The sequence below is a fragment of the Azoarcus sp. Soil_N_20 genome, from assembly GCF_057656155.1.
The window spans coordinates 257,090-276,744 of sequence record NZ_JBDGKX010000003.1 but is presented as its reverse complement, the minus strand read 5'-3'; the positions used below and the strand labels follow the sequence as shown (position 1 = coordinate 276,744).

The window sequence follows — 19,655 nt, the reverse complement described above, 5'->3', positions numbered from 1 at the left end:
AAGGATTATCCGGCTTGGCTTCTTCGGCGATAATCCGGGCAACTGGATCATCACTTGTGCGCCATGAGAACAAATCAGCGGCTCGATGCCCTTGCCGACATGGCGATCTTTGCCCGCGTAGCCGAGGCAGGCAGCTTCTCCGCCGTGGCGCGCGAACTCGGCATCACCCCGTCGGCGGTGAGCCGCCAGGTTGCCCGCCTGGAGGCCGTGCTGCAGGTCCGTCTGCTCGAACGCAGCACGCGCAAGCTGCGCCTTACCGAGGTTGGCGCCGCCGTACAGGCGCGCTGTCAAGATCTGGTCAACGCCGCCCGCAGCGTGCGGGCGTTGGGCGACAGCTACGCCGAGACCCCGCGCGGCCTGCTGCGGGTCAGCATGCCCAAGGCCTTCGGCCGGATCGTGATTCACCCGCTGATGGCCGGCTTTCTGCGGCGCTACCCGGATGTCGACGTGCAACTGGTGATCAACGATCGCAAGCTCGACCTGTTCGAGGAGACGCTCGACCTTGCCGTCCGCATCACCGACGAGCCTCCGCCCGGGCTGGCCGGCCGGCCGCTGATGGTGGTACGCCACCTGGTCTGTGCCAGTCCGGCCTATCTGGCGCGACAGGGCACGCCGGTACATCCGCGCGAACTCGCCGGGCACAGCTGTCTCTATCTTGGCGAGGACGAGCGCGACCGCCACTGGCGCTTCCGGCGCGGAAGCGAGGAAGCCGGGGTGGCGGTACGCGGACGCTATATCGCCAACCACAGCGAGGTGCGCCTGGAAGGTGCGCTGAACGACCTCGGCATCGCCAGCCTGCCCGACTTCACCGCCCGGAGCGCGCTCGAGGAGGGCCGTTTGGTCGTACTGCTGCCGGAATGGGAACACCTCACCCGCTACGCCGGTACCGCCTGGCTACTGTATCCGGCGGGGCGCTTTCCGGCGCCGAAGCTGCGCGTATTCATCGACTATCTGGTGGAGCGGCTCGGCACTGGCGCCCACCCGCGCGATCAGTCGGGCCGCGCTGCGAGCAGGGCGTCGTAGCGCGCCAGATCGGCGGCCGAGAAGCAGCAGAACAACACCTGTTCGATGGTGCTTGCGGTGACGAGCGCATCTTCCACGGTGCGCACCGCGAGGGCCGCCGCGAGGTCGGCCGGATAGCCGTAGACGCCGGTGCCGATGCACGGAAAGGCCAGCGAGCGGAGGTCGTGCCGTACCGCCAGTTCGATCGAGCGCCGGTAGCACGACGCGAGCAGCTCGGGCTCGCCGTGATGGCCGCCGTGCCACACCGGGCCCACGGTATGAATCACGTATTTCGCCGGCAGGCGGTAGCCGCCGGTCAGCTTGGCATCCCCCGTCCGGCAGCCGCCGAGCAATCGGCATTCGGCCAGCAGATCGGCACCGGCTGCACGGTGTATCGCGCCATCGACGCCACCGCCACCGAGCAGCGAGGTGTTTGCCGCATTGACGATCGCATCGACGGCGAGGGTGGTGATGTCGGCGCGCAGCGCCGCGAGCCGGGCCGGCATGGTCAGGACAGGCCCTTGCGCGGCGCGGGAGCAAGTTCCCACAATGGGTGATCGGCATGGACGAGGAGCTGGCGCATGGTGCGCTCCTTGGCAGGGGTGCGCGGCGGTTGCCGGATCGACGTGACCCGGCTATCGGGTACCGAACAGACGATCGCCGGCATCGCCCAGGCCGGGGATGATGTAGCCGTGCTCGTCGAGGTGGCTGTCGATCGCGCCGGTGGTCACCGGTACGTCCGGGTGGTTGCGGGCCAGCGTTTTCAGGCCCTCGGGCGCGGCCAGCAGGCACACGAACTTGAGGCTGCTCACGCCGTCCTCCTTGAGCCGCGACAGCGCCGCGCTGGCCGAATTGCCGGTGGCCAGCATCGGGTCGACGACGATCACGTGGCGCTCCTCGATATCCTCGGGCACCTTGTAGTAGTACTCGATCGGCTCCAGGGTGTGCGGATCCCGATACAGGCCCACGTGCCCGATCCGCGCGCCGGGCAGCAGTTCGATCATGCCGTCCAGCATGCCGTTGCCGGCGCGCATGATCGAGATCAGGCACAGCTTCTTGCCCGCGATCACCGGCGCTTCGCACTGCGCCACCGGGGTGGTGATCGGCACCTGCTCGGTCTGCAGGTCGCGCGTGACCTCGTAGGCCATCATCGCCGCAATCTCGCGCACCACGCGGCGGAAGTTGTCGGTGGTGGTTTCCGCATTGCGCAGGATCGTCAGCTTGTGCTTCATCAACGGATGATCGATCTCGATCAGGTTCGGGTGCATGGGGCGTCTCCGTCTGGGGCCTGAAGGGTCAGAACACGGTGCCGTCGCTGACGATTTCGATCGGCGGCGTGCCTTCGCTGCGGTACTGGGCGGCGATCCGCCTGCCGGCCGCCCAGGTGCCACCCTGCAGCACCTTGGGCAGCGGAAAGCTCGCGGCGTCGAGACCGAGTTCGGCGCGCACCGCGACCGCCAGGCGGTCCAGTCCGATCACGGTGAGCGCGCGCCATTCCACGATCGGCGGTGAATCGACCCGCCACGGCGTGGTCCAGAACTCCGGGTCGCGCGGGCGGATCACCCCGAGGTCGAGCAGCAAGCCTCCATTGCGGTATTCCGGCAGGCCGGTGAGGCGGTCGATCCCCCGCACCTGCAGGCCGGCCGCCGCGAGGGGTTCGAGCAGCGAGTAGGTCAGCCATTGGGTGAGTTTGTGGAACGGCAGCAGGCCGTCGGCGAGCGCCGGGTGGGCCCAGCAGTCGCCCAGGGGAACGCCGTGCAAGGTGATCCGCCCCGGCCACACCGGGCCCAGCGCCTGCAGCAGGGTGGCGAGCACGAATTCCGCCTCGATCGCGCCGTGGTCGGCGTGGGCGACGAGATAGTCGACCAGATTGCCCAGTCGCGCCGGGGTGCCGAACACCGCCGGTGTCGCCGCGGCGACCTCGCCCAGCCTGCGCAGCAGCGCGACCCGTCCCTCGAGTCCGACCAGCGGATTGGCCGGCCCGACCTGGAAGACCTCGGCCAGGCGCGCGACCGAGAGTTCAGCCAGCGCCGAGGCGTCGCTGCGTAGCGGGCGCTCCGGGTGGTGCGACAGCGCGCCCGCTGCAAACAGGGCCACGCTGGCCACCGCAAGCCCTTCGGAGCGGGCGAGGGTGTGGCCGGTCGAGGTTTCGCGGTAGCGCCAGTGCGGGCCTGCGCCGGCATCGAGCAGTACGCTGGGGATCACCAGATCCACCGCCACGCGCGCACGCTCGAGCGCGTCGGCCGTTGCCAGCCGCACACTCAGGGCCCGCCAGCGGTCGAACCCGCCGGCCTCGAAGTGGCGCCAGCGACTGTGGTAGGGCACGGCCAGGTCCGGGTAGTCATGGCGCACGGTGTCGGCCACGTAACGCGCGGTCGCCGGCAGCGCCTCCGCGTTCCAGCTGAAGAAGGGCGAGCGCCCGTGCTCCACCTCGGTCATCACCGCCGCGCAGCGCGCGCGCACCGCGGTGGCGCTGAGCAGGGCCGCCGCCGGATGGTCCGGCGCCACCGGCGTGTGCCAGCCGTGGGCGGAGAGGGCGGCGGTGTTCATTCGTGCAGGCCTCGTCCTTTCGCCATTTCCAGTTCGATGGCGGCCGGAGCACCGCCGGGCGAGAAGTAGCCGGCGGCCATCTTGGCGTCGATTTCCACCCGCGCATCGGCCGGGATCAGCGCGTCCGGTATCGCCACCCGCTCGACCACGTCGATGCCCGCGGCCACCAGCGCGCCATGCTTCATGTCGCTCATCGACGCCCAGCGGTCGATGCGGGTGATGCCGAGCCAATGGAAGACGTCGGGCATCAGCTCCTGGAAGCGCATGTCCTGCACGCCGGCCACGCATTCGGTGCGGGCGAAGTAGGTCTCGGCGCGGTCGCCGCCCTTCTGCCGCTTGCGCGCGTTGTACACCAGGAACTTGGTCACCTCGCCGAGCGCGCGGCCCTCCTTGCGGTTGTAGACTACCAGGCCCACGCCTCCCTGCTGCGCGGTCTCGATGCAGATCTCGATGCCGTGGGCGAGGTAGGGGCGGCAGGTGCAGATGTCGGAACCGAATACGTCCGAGCCGTTGCATTCGTCATGGACGCGGCAGGCCACCTTGGTGGCGGGGTCGCCGAGCCTGGATACGTCGCCGAAGAAATACAGCGTCATGCCGCCGATCGGGGGCAGGAAGACCTTGAGGTCGGGCCGGGTGATCAGCTCGGGGAACATGCCCGCGGTCTGCTCGAACAGCGTGCGGCGCAGATCGCTCTCGCGGATCCCGAAGCGCTCGGCGATGCCGGGCAGGTACCACACCGGATCGATGGCGGCCTTGGTCACCTTCACGTCGCCGCCCGCGGTGAGCAGGTCGCCGTCGGGGACGAGTCGGCCGGCCGCGATCGCGGCAGCGAGTTCTGGCATGTTGATATGCGCCCGGGTCACCGCGATCGTCGGCCGGATGTCGAGCCCGGCAGCGATCAGGTGGCCGAAATCCTCGGTGACGCGGTGGCCCCAGGGGTCGAGCGAGACGATGCGGTGCGGATCGTTCCACTGCGGGTGGGGGCCGAGGATCGCGGCCGGGGTGGTATTCGACAGATCGGGGCGGTGCGAGGCCTGCAGATTCCCGGCGGCGACCGCGAGTGCCCGGTACAGCGAGTAGGCCCCCGAATGGGTGCCGATCACGTTGCGCTGCGCCGGCTGGCTCAGGCTCGCGATCAGCGGGCCGCGTGCGCGTGCGTCGGGCGCTCCCCAGTCGATCGGCTGATGCCGCGCGGTGCCGTTTCGGGGATGCGAAGTCAAGACGATGTGGGACGCCATGGCATGCTCCTGCGACGAAGGGGTGGAACCCGACCAGATGGTCAATGTTTTCGAAGCGAATTCCGTGCCATGACTACGAGCGGCATTTGCCCCATTCTGGGCTCCAGATCGCACCGCAACCGTGCCCACGGGCCATTGAAAGGCCTTGCCCGCACGGCACCGGTGCGCTCCGGGTGCCGGATATTTTTACAGTCTGGTTGCGGGTGTGGTTAAGCGTTCGCTGGCAGCGCACACTCCGTGGCCGAGAGTGCGCCCGGCACGACCGGGTCGGCGCTACCCGGACTTCTTCGGCGGCAGCGTGGCGGCAAAGGCGTGGCTCGCGTTCACCCAGTGAGCGATTGCCTCGTCCGAGGCGAAGCCACCTAGTTCGACATACACATAGCCCTTCATCGGCCGGCCGGTGAAGTCCATCTCCCGCACGCAGGGCTTCGTCAGTGCGTTCGCATAGGCGTCCGGGCCCACGCGCACCATGAGCGTACTCCCCTGCACACCGATGAACATGTGTCCGTGCGCCATGAAGGCGAGGCCGCCGAACATCTTCCGTTCGCTGATGCCGGTGCGCGAGTGCACGAGCGTGCGCACTCTTGCGGCGACTGCTTCATCGTATGCCATGGTTTCTCCTGACCGTTCGGGGGCGCTCGCGGCACGCGGAGTGCATTCCGTTGCGTCTCAGCGTCGTTCGCACTTCACCTCTTCGTTGAATTCATCATGCCTGGCCTCCTGCTTGACCAGGCAGGGACCGTCCTGGAACTCGGACTTCCACTCACCCCGCCATTGCACGCCGAGCCCCTCCTTGCACTTGAGTTCGCGCTTGTATTCGCCGCGTTTCGACTCGATCTTCACCTCGCACGGTCCATCCCAGAACGCTTCCTTCCAGTCGCCCTGCGCCCAGCGCCTGCCGTCCCGCGCTCGCCCGTCGTCGGCGGCCGAAGGCGTCGTCTGGGCGGCGACGAGGAAGGCCACGAGGAGCGCAAGTACGCCGGTGCCGGCTCTGCTCGCGCGAGCGGGGACAGGTTGCGGCGGGCGAGGGCGGTCGGTCCGGTGCGCCCGAGCGGACGGAGTCGTGGCGGCGTAGCGGGTGGCGGACACTGGCGCCGTCGGTGGAATGCAATGAACGTGCTGCGCTGACAAGACGGTCTCCTCGGTAAACGTCGGTGAGCGGTCAGCGATAGTCGCTGACGTCGGCAGGTTTGCCTGTGTCCTGAACTTCGGTCATGTATCGCCAGGCGTCGGGTTGGCTGCCGTCGACATCGGTAAAGCCATAGACCCTCGCCAGCTGCCCGCTGGACAGTGACTGCCCGTTCCAGCGCGACACCTCGGGATCCTGGGCGAGCGCCACCACGGCGCGGCCGACGAAGGCAGGCGTCTCGGAAATGGCGAAGCCGGGCACGCGCGCGATCGCGTCGCGCCAGTTCGATTCGGTCACGCCGAAGGCCTCGAGCATGGCCTCCGATCGCAGCCAGCCGGGGGTGAGCGACACCGCGGTTGCGCCGTGCGCCTTCAGCTCGTGCCCCAGTGCGAAAGACATCCGCAGCACCGCCGCCTTGGCCAGGTCGTAGAAGAAGGAGTTCCGGTAGTGGGTGTCGTTGTACTCGGCGGTGCCGTCATTGACTTCGATCACCAGGCCGCCTGGCGTGCGGATCAGCAGCGGGATCGCGAAGTGGCTGGTGATGGCATGGGTGTCTACCGCCAGTCGCAAGGTGTGCAGGCCGTAATCGAGGTCGGATTCCCAGACCGATTTGTTCCACTCGATCCGGGTGGCGCCAAAGATGTCGTTCACCAGAACGTGCAGGCCGCCCTGTTCGCTTTCGATGCGGGAGACCAGGGCGCGGACCTGGTCAGGCACGAGATGATCCGTCCGGACCGCGATGCCGTGGCCACCGGCCTCATCGACGAGCGCCGCGGTTTCTTCGATCGTCTCCGGCCGGTTCATCTCCGAGCGCTCGGTGCGGGTCGTGCGCCCGGTAACGTAGACCGTCGCGCCGGCCGCGCCCAACTGCACGGCGATTCCGCGCCCCGCGCCTCGGGTCGCTCCGGCGACCAACGCAACCTTGCCTGCCAGCGATGCCTTCATTTCTGGACAGTTCATTGAACTGCTGCCCCATTGGCGTCGCCTTCTTCCGTGAAGGTGGTATCGACGTCAGCATATGTTCCCGCCGCGAACTCGATAAGGCAAAAACCGTGACCGAACGGGTCCGAAAAGCTCATGCATCGCGAGCCTCGCCATTGTATGCACCCACCTTCCTGCCTGGCCCCGGCCTGGATGGCCTGGTTCGCAGCCTGTGCAACGTCGTCTACGACGAAGTCGATATGCACCGGAGTCCAGTGCCGCGAATAGCGGCGCGTCTCGGCCACGTGAGGGGCCGGCTGTGACCCGGCGGCGTTCACCAGAAGGTAGATCACGGAAGACGCCCCTTTGAGCTCGGCCACGTCGTCATCGAGGATACGGCTGAGCTCCAGACCCAGCGCCGCGCGGTAAAATTCGATGGCGGGTGCGAGGTGCGGTACGTCGATATTCACGATCGTGCGCATGATCGTCTCCTGCGATTTCCGAGTGGTGAATGGGGCCGACGTCACTTTTCCGTGAACGCGAGGTTTGCCCCAAGGCCGGCAAAGGTCGCGGCGAAACCGCGACGAAGCCACGATTGGACCTGTTGCGATTCGATGACGGTCTTGCGAAAGACATGCGCGAGCAGGCCGTAGACGGCGAACACGAAAAACGTCATCAGCATGAAGACGGCACCCAGCAGCAGAAGCTGCATGAGCGGTTCTGCCGTGTCCGGCCGCACAAACTGGGGCAGGAAGGCCAGAAAGAAGATCGTCAGCTTCGGGTTGAGGATATTGAGCAGGAAGGCCTTCACGACCAGCGCGGACGCCGTGCTTCCGGACAGCTTTTCGTCGACGGCGAAGGCCGATTTGTCACGCCAGGTGACGTAGGCGACGTAGAACAGGTAGGCAACGCCGGCGAATTTGAGGGCCTGGAAGGCGAGGGCACTGGTATGCATCACGGCGGCCAGGCCAAGAACCGTCGCCAGCAGATGGGGGATGATCCCGGCGGTGCAGCCAAGTGCGGCGAACAGGCTCGCCCGGCGGCCTTGAACGAGGCCGATCGAGACCGTATAGACGACTCCCGTGCCCGGGATGAGCACCACAATCAGGGAGGTGATGAGGAACTCGATACTGATCATGTGGCGAGGCTCCGGTGGGCGCGGTCGAATCCGATGAAACGTGCCGCGCGGGTCATGAATGGGAAACGGATTTCGAGAATACGTTCAGAACGATCACGCCTGCAACAATGAGCAGCAGACCGATGATTGCCGGAATATCCAGCGCCTGCCCGAAGAATATCCATGCAATCAGGGTGATCAGGGCCACCCCCACGCCCGACCAGATCGCATAGGCCACCCCGACCGGCACCGTTCGGAGGGTAAGCGACAGAAAGTAAAAGGCAATTGCGTAGCCGACGACAACGACAAGCGACGGCCACAAGCGCGAAAAGCCTTCAGAAGCCTTCAGCGCCGAGGTGGCGATGACCTCGCTGACGATCGCGACCGACAGAAAAATCCACTGTTGCACTGCTGTGATCCTCGATATCGATACGGCCGACGCCCGCTACGAGAGCGGTTTATGGTGCCGGCTATCGGCTTGGCGCCGGGGTGACCGGGCGCCGAGCCTGGCCTCAGCCACCGCTCAATGCCTGCACGATGGCGACCTTGTCGCTGCCTCGCAGCGGCGTCGACAGATCGAAAACCCCCGAGCCATTGACGAAGATGCGCATGTTGGCCCGCATCCGGCCCTGTTCGTCGATCATTCGAAAGCGGATGCCGGGGAACTGGCGCTCGAGGTCGGCGGTGACTTCGAGCAGCGTCGTCCCATCGGCATGGACGCGCCCCTGCCCGGCGGTGTAGGAGTGCAGGGGGGTCGGGATCAGGATCTCCATCGTCGCCCTCACGGCCTCAACACCGTGGTCTCCACGGCGTAGATTTCGGGCAGGTGGCGCGCGATGCAGGTCCATTGCCCGCCCTCGTCCGCACTTGCCCACAGTTCGCCGCTGGTGGTGCCGAAGGCGAGGCCCACGGGATCGAGGGTGTCGGCGCACATCGCCTGGCGCTTGACCGTCCACCACGCCTGTTCGGCCGGGAGTCCTGCATCGAGGCGCTGCCAGCGCTCGCCGCCGTCGCGCGTCACCCAGGCGGCGGGGCGGCCGTCGGGGCTGGTGCGCGGCCACACGTCGCGCCCGTCCATCGGAAACACCCACGCCGTGTTCGGGTCGCGCGGATGGAGCACCATCGGGAAGCCGGAGTCGCCGACCTCGGCCGGAATGTTGCGGCCGATCCGCACCCATTCGTCACCGGGTCGGTCGAGCCGATAGATGCCACAGTGGTTCTGCTGATACAGGCGATCGGGGTTGGTCGGGCACATGCGCACGCAGTGCGGATCGTGAAAGGTCGGGTCCTTGACGTCGAAGCCTTCTACCACCTCGAGCCCCTTGAGCAGCGGCGAGAACGTGCGCCCGCCGTCGGTCGATTCGTGCACCCCGCCGCCGGACATCGCGAAATACAGGTGGGCGGGGTCGCGCGGGTCGACGATGATGGAGTGCAGTTTGGGACCGTCGGGGGTTCCGTCCTGTGCCGTGCCCATCCATTGGCGGTAGCCCGGGTCGTCATTGACGCACGACCAGGGCGCCCAGGTGTCGCCGCCGTCTTCGGAGCGGAACAGCCCCTGCGGCGAGGTGCCCGCATACCACACGCCGGGCTCGTCGGCATGGCAGGGCGTGAGCCAGAAGGTGTGTTGCACCGCGCGGCCGGAGCCATCCTCCGTCGTCGCGAATGCGGGCGGTCGGCTCGCCTCCTGCCAGCTGCGTCCGAGATCGGTCGAGCGAAACATCGTCGGTCCGAGATGGCCGGTGCTCACCGCGGCCAGCAGCGTGCGGCCGTCGCGCGGGTCGAGCACCAGATGGTTGACGATGTGGCCGAGAAAATGCGGCCCGTCCGTGCGCCAGCGCTCGCGCCCGGCGTCGCCGTGAAACAGCCACGCGCCCTTGCGCGTGGCGACGAGCATCACCACGCGGGTGTCGTTCGGGTGGGCATCGGTCTGCGGCGCGGCCTGCGCCGGGGTGGTGATGGTCATGTCGGGGTCTCCTCGTCAGGGTGGATTCGTTCGCGCCCTCGTGAAGACAGGCGTATTAACCCGACGCGCGACGACGCGCGAAATCGACAGTGGGCGCGAAATTTCCGTCGCGTCCATGCCCCAGTTTAGGTAGAGATCCGGCAATCGAACAGCCGGGAGGCGCATTCGGGGGCGACCTGCCGCGGTCGTGCCGGGTAGCGCTCGAGACGCGCCGCGTCGAGGAGCCGGAAGGTTGCTTCTACCGACCCGGCAATCGGACCTCAATGGTCTTGCCTCCGTAGCCGAAGCGCTGATCGCGGGCCTGTACGACGACAAGCCGAACGGCACGTGGAATCCTCACACCGTAGAGGTCGCGGGTGAACGGCTGTTCGGTTGCATGGTCGTGGAACAGGATGCGCTCACCGAAAACGGTGCCGTCTCCTCCCATGACGCGAAAGGCGTCGGCATAACGCTGGGGAGTGTCGTAGGGCGAGGAAACCGTGACATCGAAGTCGAATGTGTCGGGTCCACTCGATCGAACACTGGCAGCCAGGATGTCGGGATGTTTCTGTTGCGCGCTGTCAGCGGCCAGTAGCGTAGATCCAGCGGTCACCACGGCAACGACGAGCGCGATGAGCTGTAGGCGACGGATCATTGTGGGGAACAGTTCATCTATGCCCTGGCGCACTTGCGCACCGTGTCCAGCGTTCGGGTCGTGATGCTTGTGCCAAAGGTGCGCTCGAGCAGACTCATGAACACGGGGCCCTTGGGGCCTGGCACGTAGGCAGCGAGAACCTCGGAACCGGTGAGCTTGAGAATGCTCGCACCGTCTCGCTCGACGGGGAACTTGACGTTTGTTTCAGCCGGGTGGCGAAGGAAGGTGATGACTCGTTTGGCCGTTGGTGGGAGGCTGAACTCGGCGAAGGGGTCCGATTCGATCAGTTCCTGGAGGTACCCGGTGGATCGGACGATGCTGTCAAAGCTGCGACCAAGCCCGGACTGCATTGCTTTCTCGGCGCGGCGTTCCAGCGTTCCCAGGGACAAGGAGCGCGCATTGAACACGACGTTTCCGCTGGACAGCAGCGTTCGCACGTCGGAGAAGCCTTCCGCCTCGAAGCAACGCTTGAGCGCTGGCATCTCGGCGTTCATGGGGCTGACCCCGCGAAGGAAGGCGACGTATCGGGGCATGAGGTTTCGGGCGAGCGAAATGGTGGCTTTGGTTCTGCCTAATCGGGATAGGAAGCCGTCTCACGGCGCCTCCCTCCCACACCACCGGACATACGGATCACGTATCCGGCGGCTCAATGAATAACGGTTCATCTCCCGCTGCCAGTTCAGGCAGCCCCACGCTGAGAAAGGTACTGCGTGGCAATGCCAGCGTCAATCCGGGGGCGTCCAAGTACGGCAACCCGTCTTGGCGGCATAGTCGAAGGGCAAGCCAGCCATCATCACTTCGTCATGGAGCCAGCCGTTACCTCCTTCTTGTGCGCTGCAAAGGCTGCGAGGACTTCTTCTTTCTCACGCGCAGGCACTTTGGCGAAGTCGAGGCTGCGCCCCAGCTCGGCCGCGACCTCGTCGAATTCTTCGGGCGAGATCTTGAGGTCACGATGCGCCTCCTCAAGGCCCAAATGAGTCTTACCCGGCTTTGTTGGCGAGAATTTGACCGGCCCGCCCGTGACCTCGGAGACCCAAAGGGTTCGCATGAACTTGAGGCCCGGCAACCTGCCCAGGTTCTTCGTGTGCCATTCTCTGAGCGCTGGGTTCTTCGATGTCTTTCCCACGATCGGGTTCTGCACAACTGCGTCGCTGAAGTGGTCAATTACCGCGGCGATTGCGAAGACGCCTCCAAGCCGTTCATACAGACTCTTCTCGGCCTCGGGAGCGGCTTGCAGCGGAAGTGTCGGTAACACCGTGAATAGAAATAGTAATGCGATTAATAGCTTCTTCATGATAAACATCCTTGATGAGAATCATCGCTCGCCGCAACTGCGACGTGCAAAAAAGGGTTGCATATAAGTCGACGGTATGTCTGTTTGTCGTCGCACATAGGTGGGAGACATGCCGGTGTCGGCGCCGGCCGAGAACCGGTCACGCCCGGGCGTGATCAGTGGGAGATGAAGATGGGGGCATGATCAACGCAAAGGTCGGCCTGCGGCCGGTCTGCAAGGAAAGCTTGACGGGAACCCCCTTGGGGAAGGGTTAGGCTGCACTACGCGGTGCGCGAGCGAACTTCGTTTACCGCCGAGACGATGAGCTTCACGCCGTACGCGCCTACCAAGGCACCTGAAGCCCGGTTCAACGCCCTGTTGTGGCGCAGGTAAGCTCGCTGAACACTCGGGCGGGACAGAAACAGGGCGAGCGATGAGTGCCATACGACGGAGTTGGCGAACACCAACAGTACTGCCAGCACTACCATGGCGAGCGGGGGATTCGCGGGCAACGAGGTGGCAAACACGCTCCCGTAGAACAAGGCGATCTTCGGGTTCAGTGCGCTCGTCATCAAGCCGGCGCGAAAGGCCCCAGCGCTCCCGAGGACAGGCGGCGCTGACGCTTCCACCTGACCCCCTGTTCGCCAGAGCTTGAGCGCAAGGTGAAGCAAGTACAGCCCTCCGGCGACTTGAGCGGCCACCCTCACGGAGGGATGAGCCGCGAAGACGACGCCCACGCCGGCCACAGCAAGCGAGGCCCAAACTAGTGTTGCCATCGTCATGCCGGCGACCGCGCACATTGCCGCCTTACGGCTACCGGCGGCGGCAAGCTGGCCGATGAGGACAAAATTGAAGCCCGGGATGACCAGGACGGCCCAATGCAGGACAGCGATAGCGAGCAGCGACGGGAGCATCTGCGCAGCCTAATGACGGTGTAGAAAAAACCGATCTTCGGGCAAGTGGTCCGTATCGGCAATAGCCGACGATTTCTTGTTCATCATATCCCGGTCCGAATCAGCCCGAGTCCGTCATATGTTCGTCCTCCGTCGTTCGCGCCTTGCGCCCCGCAGGTTTGGCGGCGTGCCGCCGTGGCCTGCCCCGTTCATTGTGCATACCCGTGGTACGCCAGATTCTCGATGTTGCGCATCAGGCAGTAGAGTTTCCACTGCCCGTCGACCTTGGCGCGGCCGCGCAATGTGAAGCGATGGAGCCGCTTGTTGTTTCTCAGGTTGGCGAAGACCGCCTCGACGGTGGCAAAGCGCGCCGTGATCATGCGCTTGCAGGGGTAGGAGTCGATTCGCCGTTTCATCCGCTCGGTACGGCCCTCTTCACTGGCGCACTTGCTGGAAGACTCCGCGTGGCACTGCGCGTGTTCGAAACGGCCAGGAATCACCTGTCGATCGAAGTCCACCGGGATTATCTTCAAACCGTAGTCGGGGGGCTTGAAGCGAGGCTCCGGGGGGCGTTGCCGAGTTATACCGGAGGCATCGGCCGGCGGCGCTGACGGCGCAGGTCCGGTGGAATACCGGTTAGATGCTTCCCTCAAAAACGGGACGGAAGAAGCTTCGCTCATAACTGAGGATGCAGCGGGTATCGTTCGCGTACTTGAATGCCGCCTGACACTCAGGGTCCTCAAAAGACCCTACCCGATACTCCTCGTAGGTCGCCAAGCTGGGGAAGGTGAACAGGGCAAGCGCTACATTGCTCGCGCCTTCCGAGGGAAGGAAGTACCCGTGATGCTGGCCGCCGAACTTCTCGACGAGCGGAATCCACAGCTTCGCGTAGCGCTCGAATTCTTTGAGCTGGTACGGATCGATGATGTAGCGCAGATAGCAGGTGATCATGTTGTTCCTTGTTATGTCCGCGCATGTGGTCCAGCGTCTAACGAATAGCGGTTATCCGGCGCTGAGGGCGAGTGGGGAGCGCGCGGGCGGATACGGCGGCGGATAAACCTTATTGGATTGAACCGGGGCAACGACGTTGGCTATGGGGATTGTATGCCGGGGGCCCGTCATTGCAAGCGGATGGGATACGCGATGCGGCGAGATTGTGACGGTCCGCGCAATGCCGCCACAGGCGGGCGCACCGGTGCGAGCGGTGCGGCGGGCCTTGTTTCAGGCGCGGTTCTGCATGTAGTAGTCGAAGAGTTCGGCGTGCTGCGCACGCAGGTGTTTGCGTTGCTCGATGATTTCGCCGTGGCGCCCCTGGCGCTCGAGGGTGGGGAGCTCAATCAGGGTGCGGCCGCTTTGTTCGGGCACGGAGCGCTCCGGGGTTTCGGCTGTTCTGAGCATGGTGTGCAATTCGGTGTCGGTGATCTTCTTGGTGTCGGCGCGGGCGAACCAGGCGAAGTCGCGCCGGGTGGCGAGGCCGCTGTCGCGGCCCTCGTCGCTCCAGCGTTCCAGCGCGGCGAGCAAATCCATCCGGGCGAGCGCGGTGGCGGGCGGAAGCGGGTCGAGCGCGGCGCGCGCGGTTTCGAGTTCCGGGTGGGCGAAGGTGGTGGATCGGCGCTCATCCCAGGCGGATCGGGCGGCGTCCGGTTCGGGCAGGGCGAGGGCGCGGCGCAGCGCGGCCGGATCGCGAAAGCGCAGGCTGTGGGCGTGCCACCCACGTTTGGGGGCGCAGCGCTCTTCCACTTCGGCCAGACCGTCGACGAGCAGGCGGTCGAACAGGGTGAGCGCGATGTTGGCGCGGCCGGCGCCGGCGCGGGCGAGCAGGGCGTCGTGACGGTAGCGTTTGTCCGGCGTGGCGCGGCGTACCCATAGCGCGAGCAGTTCGCGCCACGCCGCGGGCCAGGTGTCGAGTGCAGGTGCGGCGCGCTCGAAGGCACAGCGCAGGCGCTTGCCGCGCAGGGTGGAACGGGTGGGTTCGGTCAGCCAGGCGGTGGAGATGCCTGTGGTGTCGGCGGGGAGCCAGTCTGGTTCAGGCGGCAAGTGCATGTCGTGCACCGGCGGTCAGGTCGCGCGACGGCGTTGTCATTCAAACCGTCCGTGCCAGCACCCCGATGGTCGGTGCCCAGTCGTCGCCCGGTTTTTTCTTGCGCGTGACCAGGGTGAGCTGGGCGGGGGCGAAGACGTTGGCGTTGTGGGTGACCGGGGTGGTGATCAGGTATTGCGCGCGGGTGGCGCGCAGGAAGGTGCCGACGCGGTCGATGTTGGCGACGTCGAGGTGGGCGAAGGGCTCGTCGATGAAGACGAAGCCGCCGGGGCGGGCGTCGTCCATCAGCAGGGCGATGAGCAGGATCAGCGACTTCATGACCTGCTGGCCGCCCGAGGCCTCGCCGTCATTGAGGCCCACCGCGCCCTTGCGGTCGAAGTCGAAGCGCACTTCGAGGCCGGCGTGGGCGAGCGAGAGGTCGTCGCCGCCGAGTGCGGGCGGCGGGCAGTCCACGCCTAGCCCGGCCAGCTCGCCGAGCGCCTTCAGGTTCTTGCCGTACTGGCGCACGGTGGCGCGCAGCTTGGCGATGTAGGCATTGCGCGCCTCTTCAGTGAGGCGCCGGGCGGTGGCGCAGTAGCCCTGGCGCTCCCGGTAGTCGCGTTCGCGTTTGTGTACGTCGGCCTTGAGGCGCTCGGACAGGGTGAGTACGGCGGCGTCGGTGACCCAGTCGCCTTCGGCCAGCCGGGTGCGCAGGCGGTCGCGTTCGCGGCGGGCGCCGCTGGCGTTGTCGTAGCGCTCGGCGAGCAGTGCGAGTTCGGCCGGGTCGCGCCAGTGGGCGGGCATGCCGCGACGCAGCGCGCGCAGGCGGACGAGGCGCTGGGCCTGGGTGTGACGGCGCGGCGCGGTGTCGCGTTCGAGTTCGGCCAGGCGCTGTTCGATCGCGGCGAGTTCGCGGCTGCGGCGGTCGATCTCGATCTGGATGCCGGCCAGTTTGGCGCCGATCTGTTCCTGGCGGGCCTGCATCTCGCTGCGGGCGGTGGTGGCGAGGCTCAGCGCGGCGCGCGCCTGGGGAAGTTCGGCGTCGGCCGCGGCATAGGTTTCGGCCTTGGCGGCGAGCAACTGGGCGGACTGCAGGCCGAGCAGGCGCTGGCGCAGCGCGGTGAGGCGCTCGGCGGCGTGCTGTACCTGCGGGCGCACGCCGGCGAGCTCGCGGTCGAGCGTGCGGATGTCTGCTTCGAGCTGGTCGATGCGGGCCTGGCGGGCCAGTTCGCCGAAGTGGAAGTCGGTAGGGCGACCGAGGTGACGGGCACCGCGGCGTTCGCGATGGTAGCCGTCGCGGGTGATCCATTCGATGTCGCGCGGCAGATCGCGCGCGGCTTCGACGTTGTCCACGCGGCGGATGCGGTTGAGCAGGTCGGTGAGCCAGCGTGGCACCGGGGCGGAGAAGCGCACGACCTCGGCCAGGCTGCGCTCGCGCGCGGGCGGGGCTTCTTCGCGTTCCGGCACCAGGAAGTGGCGGAAGCGTTCGCGTTCGCCCAGCGCCCAGGCGGCGTGGCGGTCGCCTTCGCGTTCGAGCAGCACAACGTGGCGATAGGGACGCAGCACCGCTTCGAGCGCGGCCTGCCACGGGGCGTCGGTGACTTCCACCACGTCGGCGAGGCCGCGGTGGGCGATGCCCTGTTCGTCGAGCAGGGCGCGGAAACGCGCGACTTCGGGGTCGGTGGGCGGGCCGCTGCGGCCTTTCGCAGCGCGCAGGCTGTCGGTGCGCTCTTCGTAGCGGGCAACCAGCTCGCGCTCTGTGGCGCGCAGGCGGGCGAGCGCGGCTTCGGCCTTTTCGTGGTCGCGTTCCAGCGCCACTGCGTCGGCGCCGTGTTCGGTGGCGAGCTGGGCGCGCAGGGCATCGCGTTCGGCGAGCAGCTTCTCCAGGTCGCGTACGCGGTCGCGCGTCGCGAGATAGGTGCTTTCGGTGGACTCGGCGTCGTGTTTGAGCCGGCTGCGCTCGGCGTCGGCGGCGGTCTTTTCGCTGCGCACCTGTTCGAGGTGGTGCGCGGCGCCGCGGCGTTCGGTGATACGGGTGAGGCGTTCGGCGCGTTCGGTGGCCAGTTGGCGGCGCTCGGCGCTGACGTCGCGGGCCAGTTCGGCGGCTTCCAGGCGCGGCACGATCTCGGCTTCGAGCGCGTGCGCTTCGTCGGCGAGCTGCTTCCACTGCAGGTAGTTGTCGGCTTCCAGCCGGCGTGCCTCGGCCTGGGCGCGCAGGCGGTCGAGGTCGAGCTCGAGGTCGTCGAGTTCGCGTTCGGCGCTGCGCTGCTCTTCGCGCGCGGCCTCGTAGTTGTCCAGCACTTCCTTGTCGCCGAACACGTCGAACACCAGTTCGAGCAGGGCCTTGGGCGAGTATTCGCACAGTTTGTCGGTGTCGCCCTGCTCGAGCGCGAGCACCTTGGCGATGGCCGGGGTGAGCCCGCCCCAGGCGAGCCGGCTCTGGTAGTCGCGCAGGCCGATCCAGTCCTCGGTCTGTTCCAGTGCCTCGATGGTCTGGTCGCCATCGACGATGGTGTAGTCGCGGGTCCATTCGCCGCCGGCGCGGCGGATGCGGCAGGCCAGCGTGACCTCGTCGTGCAGGCAGGGGAAGAACGGGCGCCGCCCGCTGTTGCCGGGCTGGTTCGCGACCACTGCGCGGATCCACGCGAAGCTGCGATCGGCGCGGCGCACGTAGCGGCGGAAGTCGCGCTTGCCCGAGCAGCGCAGCGCGAACAGCGTGCGCAAGGCATCGAGCAGTGTGGTCTTGCCCGAGCCGTTGGGGCCGACGATGGTGATGATCTGCGCGTCGAGCGGTAGCGAGAAGCGACGCCAGTAGTCCCAGTGGACGAGTTCGAGCTGTTTGATGTGGAACATCAGGCGTCTTCCTCCGCGTCGTCGGTGTCGGGCAGCACGTCCGCGACTTCGAAGGCGTTGGTTTCGGGCATGGGGTGGCCGGCGCGGGAGATCACTTCGGCCAGGGTGCCGTGGATGATGCGGTCGGCCAGCATGCGGTAGTCGAGGGCGACGTCGAGCAGCGGGCCTTCGACCAGGATGCCGTTGCGCCGCTCGATGAAGCCCAGGCGGGCGAGCTTGCCGAGCATGAAGTTCTTCACCCGGCCGCGCCCGCCCAGCAGCGCGCCGAAGTCGGCGATCAGCGACGCCTCGGCGATGCCGGCGGAAACCGTGTCGCCGTGCTCCATCGGCTTTTCGGCGCCGAACATGTCGCCCTGGCCGTCGTCGGCGACCTCGCGCCGGGTGACCTGGCGTTCGCGCTTGGGCAGGATGATCAGCGACCAGATCACCACCAGCAGGGCGATTTCGTCGCGGGTGAGGCCGATGTTGCTGGCGGCGTATTCGCGCTTGGCGCCGAACACCGGCTCGAACATTTCGGGGGCGAGCGCGGTGGCGACGTGGCCGGCATAGGGGTTGTCCTGCAGTTGCAGGCCGACCGCGGCCAGACGATGGTCGAGTTCGACGCGAAAGGTCTCGTCCACCAGCGCGCGGCGCACCAGGCGGTCGCTGCGCGGCAGCCAGCGATTGGCCAGCAGGCGGGCGGTGAGGGTCTTGATGTCCTGTTCCATCAGCGGATGTCTTCCAGCGTGGCAGGGGGAGTGGGGAAGGACGTCGAGGTGGCGTCGCCGGGTAGGGCGGCCGCGGTGCGGGGCGCGACCCGGCCGCTGGAGATCAGCGCGATCTCGTCGTCATCGACCGCTTCCAGGGTGTCGCCGAACAGCACCTCCAGCGGCAGACGCATGAAGTCGCCCACCGGGCCCGCGGCCGGGCCGGCCGATTCGCCGTCGGCGAGCAGGGCGAGCAGCGACAGGCGGTAGGAGGCCGGGGCGAAGCCGCCGCCGGCCACGACCCGATGCAAGGGCGTGGTCTGGTGCAGGTGGTCGAGGCGGCGGGTAAAGTGTTCGAGGAGCGCGAGATCCTCGCTGTCCGGTGCGGTGCTCACCTCGGCAAGATCCGGCGGCGGCAGGCTGACATCGGCTTCCCGCGCGCGTACGTCGTCGCACAGCACCGCCTCGGCGCGGTCGAGCAGTTCGTGGCCGCCGGCCAGCAGGGGGATTTCGGGTACCAGGAAGAGCGCGTCGTCGGCGAAGCCGGCGATCCGGGCCGCGTTCAGCGTGCGCAGCCAGGCGGAGACGTCGGACGAGGAGATGCCGGAGGCGCCGAGGGTGACGCGCTGGGATTCGATCTTGTTCAGGGCACGCTGGAAGCTGGCATCCACCCGAGCGAGGCGCGACTGTGCCAGACCGATGCGCTGGGCGATGCGCGCGATCTCGAAGGGCACGTCGGGGTCGGCGAGCAGGCCGGTGAGGATCTCGGTTCCGCGCGCCAGCCACTTCTCGTTGGCCGACAAGCGCCGGCGGGCGGAGACGATGTTGAACTCCGAGCCCGAGGCAACGGCCTCCTCGAAGTGCCAGCTGAGATCGTTGAGTTTGGACAGCAGGTGGCCCAGCGCCTCCGGGGTGATGCTGCCCACTGCCTGCAGGCCGGCCAGTTGCGCGGTGAGGAAGCCGAGCTCGGCATCCTCCTCGTCGGCAAAGTGCAGCAACATGGCGATGGCCGCCACCGCGTTGCGGCCGATGTCGGAGAGGTGGTACAGGCCGTCGTCGGCAAAGGCCAGCAGGCCGTTGTCGCGCAGGCGCTTGAGCACCGTTTCCAGCTTCACCGGATCGAGATAGGTGAAGCGCGCACGCAGGGCTTCGGGCGACCAGCGCGGGGATTCGGCCTCGCGGCCGATCTCGCGCAGCACCAGCAGGCGCATCAGCACCTCGGCCTCGGTGCCGCGAAACAGCGTGATGAAGGCATCCACCAGCGGCTTCGCCGCCGCCAGCGGTGCCAGCTCCGGCACGTCATCGGCATTGACGCCAGGGGCGAGGAACTCGGACAGATCCAGCGTCATGGGTGCAAACGGCGGGCGGGGGGCGCG

At 67.0% G+C, this 19,655-nt stretch carries 23 protein-coding genes; 1 reads left to right on the top strand and 22 read right to left on the bottom strand.

Going from position 1 to position 19,655, the window contains the following annotated elements; all coding sequences use genetic code 11:
- Positions 1-63 precede the first annotated feature (63 nt).
- Positions 64-1,023 (top strand): LysR family transcriptional regulator, encoded by a 960-nt coding sequence (locus AC3A35_RS08590; protein WP_487435623.1) that lies wholly within the window; start codon positions 64-66, stop codon positions 1,021-1,023.
- Here AC3A35_RS08590 and AC3A35_RS08585 read toward each other — a convergent pair.
- The 22 genes from AC3A35_RS08585 to AC3A35_RS08480 form a co-directional block, all read right to left on the bottom strand.
- Positions 990-1,508 carry an O-acetyl-ADP-ribose deacetylase gene (locus AC3A35_RS08585; protein ID WP_487435622.1) on the bottom strand — a complete coding sequence of 173 codons (519 nt, stop codon included), beginning with the start codon at positions 1,506-1,508 and terminating at the stop codon, positions 990-992. The genes AC3A35_RS08590 and AC3A35_RS08585 overlap by 34 nt on opposite strands.
- A gap of 129 nt (positions 1,509-1,637) precedes the next feature.
- Positions 1,638-2,270, bottom strand: coding sequence for a uracil phosphoribosyltransferase (gene upp / locus AC3A35_RS08580; RefSeq protein WP_487435621.1), 633 nt, complete (start codon positions 2,268-2,270; stop codon positions 1,638-1,640).
- A gap of 28 nt (positions 2,271-2,298) precedes the next feature.
- Complete coding sequence (locus tag AC3A35_RS08575; RefSeq protein WP_487435620.1) at positions 2,299-3,552, bottom strand: URC4/urg3 family protein; 1,254 nt, start codon at positions 3,550-3,552, stop codon at positions 2,299-2,301.
- Positions 3,549-4,790 carry a GTP cyclohydrolase II gene (locus AC3A35_RS08570; RefSeq protein ID WP_487435619.1) on the bottom strand — a complete coding sequence of 414 codons (1,242 nt, stop codon included), beginning with the start codon at positions 4,788-4,790 and terminating at the stop codon, positions 3,549-3,551. The genes AC3A35_RS08575 and AC3A35_RS08570 overlap by 4 nt, the downstream gene beginning before the upstream one ends.
- 273 nt (positions 4,791-5,063) lie before the next feature.
- Complete coding sequence (locus AC3A35_RS08565) at positions 5,064-5,402, bottom strand: TfoX/Sxy family protein (RefSeq protein ID WP_487435618.1); 339 nt, start codon at positions 5,400-5,402, stop codon at positions 5,064-5,066.
- 57 nt (positions 5,403-5,459) lie between these two features.
- Positions 5,460-5,753, bottom strand: a complete 294-nt coding sequence (locus tag AC3A35_RS08560; RefSeq protein ID WP_487435617.1) for a hypothetical protein — start codon at positions 5,751-5,753, stop codon at positions 5,460-5,462.
- 199 nt (positions 5,754-5,952) lie between these two features.
- Entirely contained in the window at positions 5,953-6,864 is a 912-nt protein-coding gene (locus AC3A35_RS08555; protein ID WP_487435616.1) for an SDR family oxidoreductase, read from the bottom strand.
- Between the two features lie 11 nt (positions 6,865-6,875).
- On the bottom strand, positions 6,876-7,322 hold the full coding sequence (locus tag AC3A35_RS08550) for a VOC family protein (RefSeq protein WP_487435615.1): 447 nt from the start codon (positions 7,320-7,322) through the stop codon (positions 6,876-6,878).
- A gap of 41 nt (positions 7,323-7,363) precedes the next feature.
- On the bottom strand, positions 7,364-7,978 hold the full coding sequence (locus AC3A35_RS08545) for a LysE family translocator (RefSeq protein ID WP_487435614.1): 615 nt from the start codon (positions 7,976-7,978) through the stop codon (positions 7,364-7,366).
- 52 nt (positions 7,979-8,030) lie between these two features.
- A complete protein-coding gene (locus AC3A35_RS08540) occupies positions 8,031-8,366 on the bottom strand; it encodes an SMR family transporter (RefSeq protein ID WP_487435613.1) in 336 nt (111 codons plus the stop codon).
- 103 nt (positions 8,367-8,469) lie between these two features.
- Positions 8,470-8,730 (bottom strand): MoaD/ThiS family protein, encoded by a 261-nt coding sequence (locus tag AC3A35_RS08535; RefSeq protein WP_487435612.1) that lies wholly within the window; start codon positions 8,728-8,730, stop codon positions 8,470-8,472.
- Positions 8,731-8,738: 8 nt separating this feature from the next.
- Complete coding sequence (locus tag AC3A35_RS08530; protein WP_487435611.1) at positions 8,739-9,920, bottom strand: WD40/YVTN/BNR-like repeat-containing protein; 1,182 nt, start codon at positions 9,918-9,920, stop codon at positions 8,739-8,741.
- Positions 9,921-10,158: 238 nt separating this feature from the next.
- Positions 10,159-10,587, bottom strand: a complete 429-nt coding sequence (locus tag AC3A35_RS08525) for a hypothetical protein (protein ID WP_487435610.1) — start codon at positions 10,585-10,587, stop codon at positions 10,159-10,161.
- Positions 10,572-11,087, bottom strand: coding sequence for a DUF1697 domain-containing protein (locus AC3A35_RS08520; RefSeq protein ID WP_487435609.1), 516 nt, complete (start codon positions 11,085-11,087; stop codon positions 10,572-10,574). Before AC3A35_RS08520 ends, AC3A35_RS08525 begins: the two co-directional genes overlap by 16 nt.
- A 260-nt stretch (positions 11,088-11,347) precedes the next feature.
- The gene (locus AC3A35_RS08515) at positions 11,348-11,848 is read right to left on the bottom strand and encodes a group I truncated hemoglobin (protein ID WP_487435608.1); all 501 of its coding nucleotides are present in this window, start codon (positions 11,846-11,848) and stop codon (positions 11,348-11,350) included.
- Positions 11,849-12,108: 260 nt separating this feature from the next.
- Entirely contained in the window at positions 12,109-12,741 is a 633-nt protein-coding gene (locus AC3A35_RS08510; RefSeq protein ID WP_487435607.1) for a LysE family translocator, read from the bottom strand.
- A gap of 188 nt (positions 12,742-12,929) precedes the next feature.
- The gene (locus AC3A35_RS08505) at positions 12,930-13,253 is read right to left on the bottom strand and encodes a transposase (RefSeq protein ID WP_487435606.1); all 324 of its coding nucleotides are present in this window, start codon (positions 13,251-13,253) and stop codon (positions 12,930-12,932) included.
- Positions 13,254-13,356: 103 nt separating this feature from the next.
- Complete coding sequence (locus AC3A35_RS08500; protein WP_487435605.1) at positions 13,357-13,671, bottom strand: NIPSNAP family protein; 315 nt, start codon at positions 13,669-13,671, stop codon at positions 13,357-13,359.
- 270 nt (positions 13,672-13,941) lie between these two features.
- The gene (locus AC3A35_RS08495; protein ID WP_487435604.1) at positions 13,942-14,763 is read right to left on the bottom strand and encodes a hypothetical protein; all 822 of its coding nucleotides are present in this window, start codon (positions 14,761-14,763) and stop codon (positions 13,942-13,944) included.
- 40 nt (positions 14,764-14,803) lie between these two features.
- Positions 14,804-17,593: an AAA family ATPase gene (locus tag AC3A35_RS08490; RefSeq protein WP_487435603.1), complete on the bottom strand. Its 2,790-nt coding sequence runs from the start codon at positions 17,591-17,593 to the stop codon at positions 14,804-14,806.
- Positions 17,593-18,300, bottom strand: coding sequence for a hypothetical protein (locus AC3A35_RS08485; protein WP_487435602.1), 708 nt, complete (start codon positions 18,298-18,300; stop codon positions 17,593-17,595). Before AC3A35_RS08485 ends, AC3A35_RS08490 begins: the two co-directional genes overlap by 1 nt.
- Positions 18,300-19,628, bottom strand: a complete 1,329-nt coding sequence (locus AC3A35_RS08480; protein WP_487435601.1) for a hypothetical protein — start codon at positions 19,626-19,628, stop codon at positions 18,300-18,302. The genes AC3A35_RS08485 and AC3A35_RS08480 overlap by 1 nt, the downstream gene beginning before the upstream one ends.
- Positions 19,629-19,655: the final 27 nt, after the last annotated feature.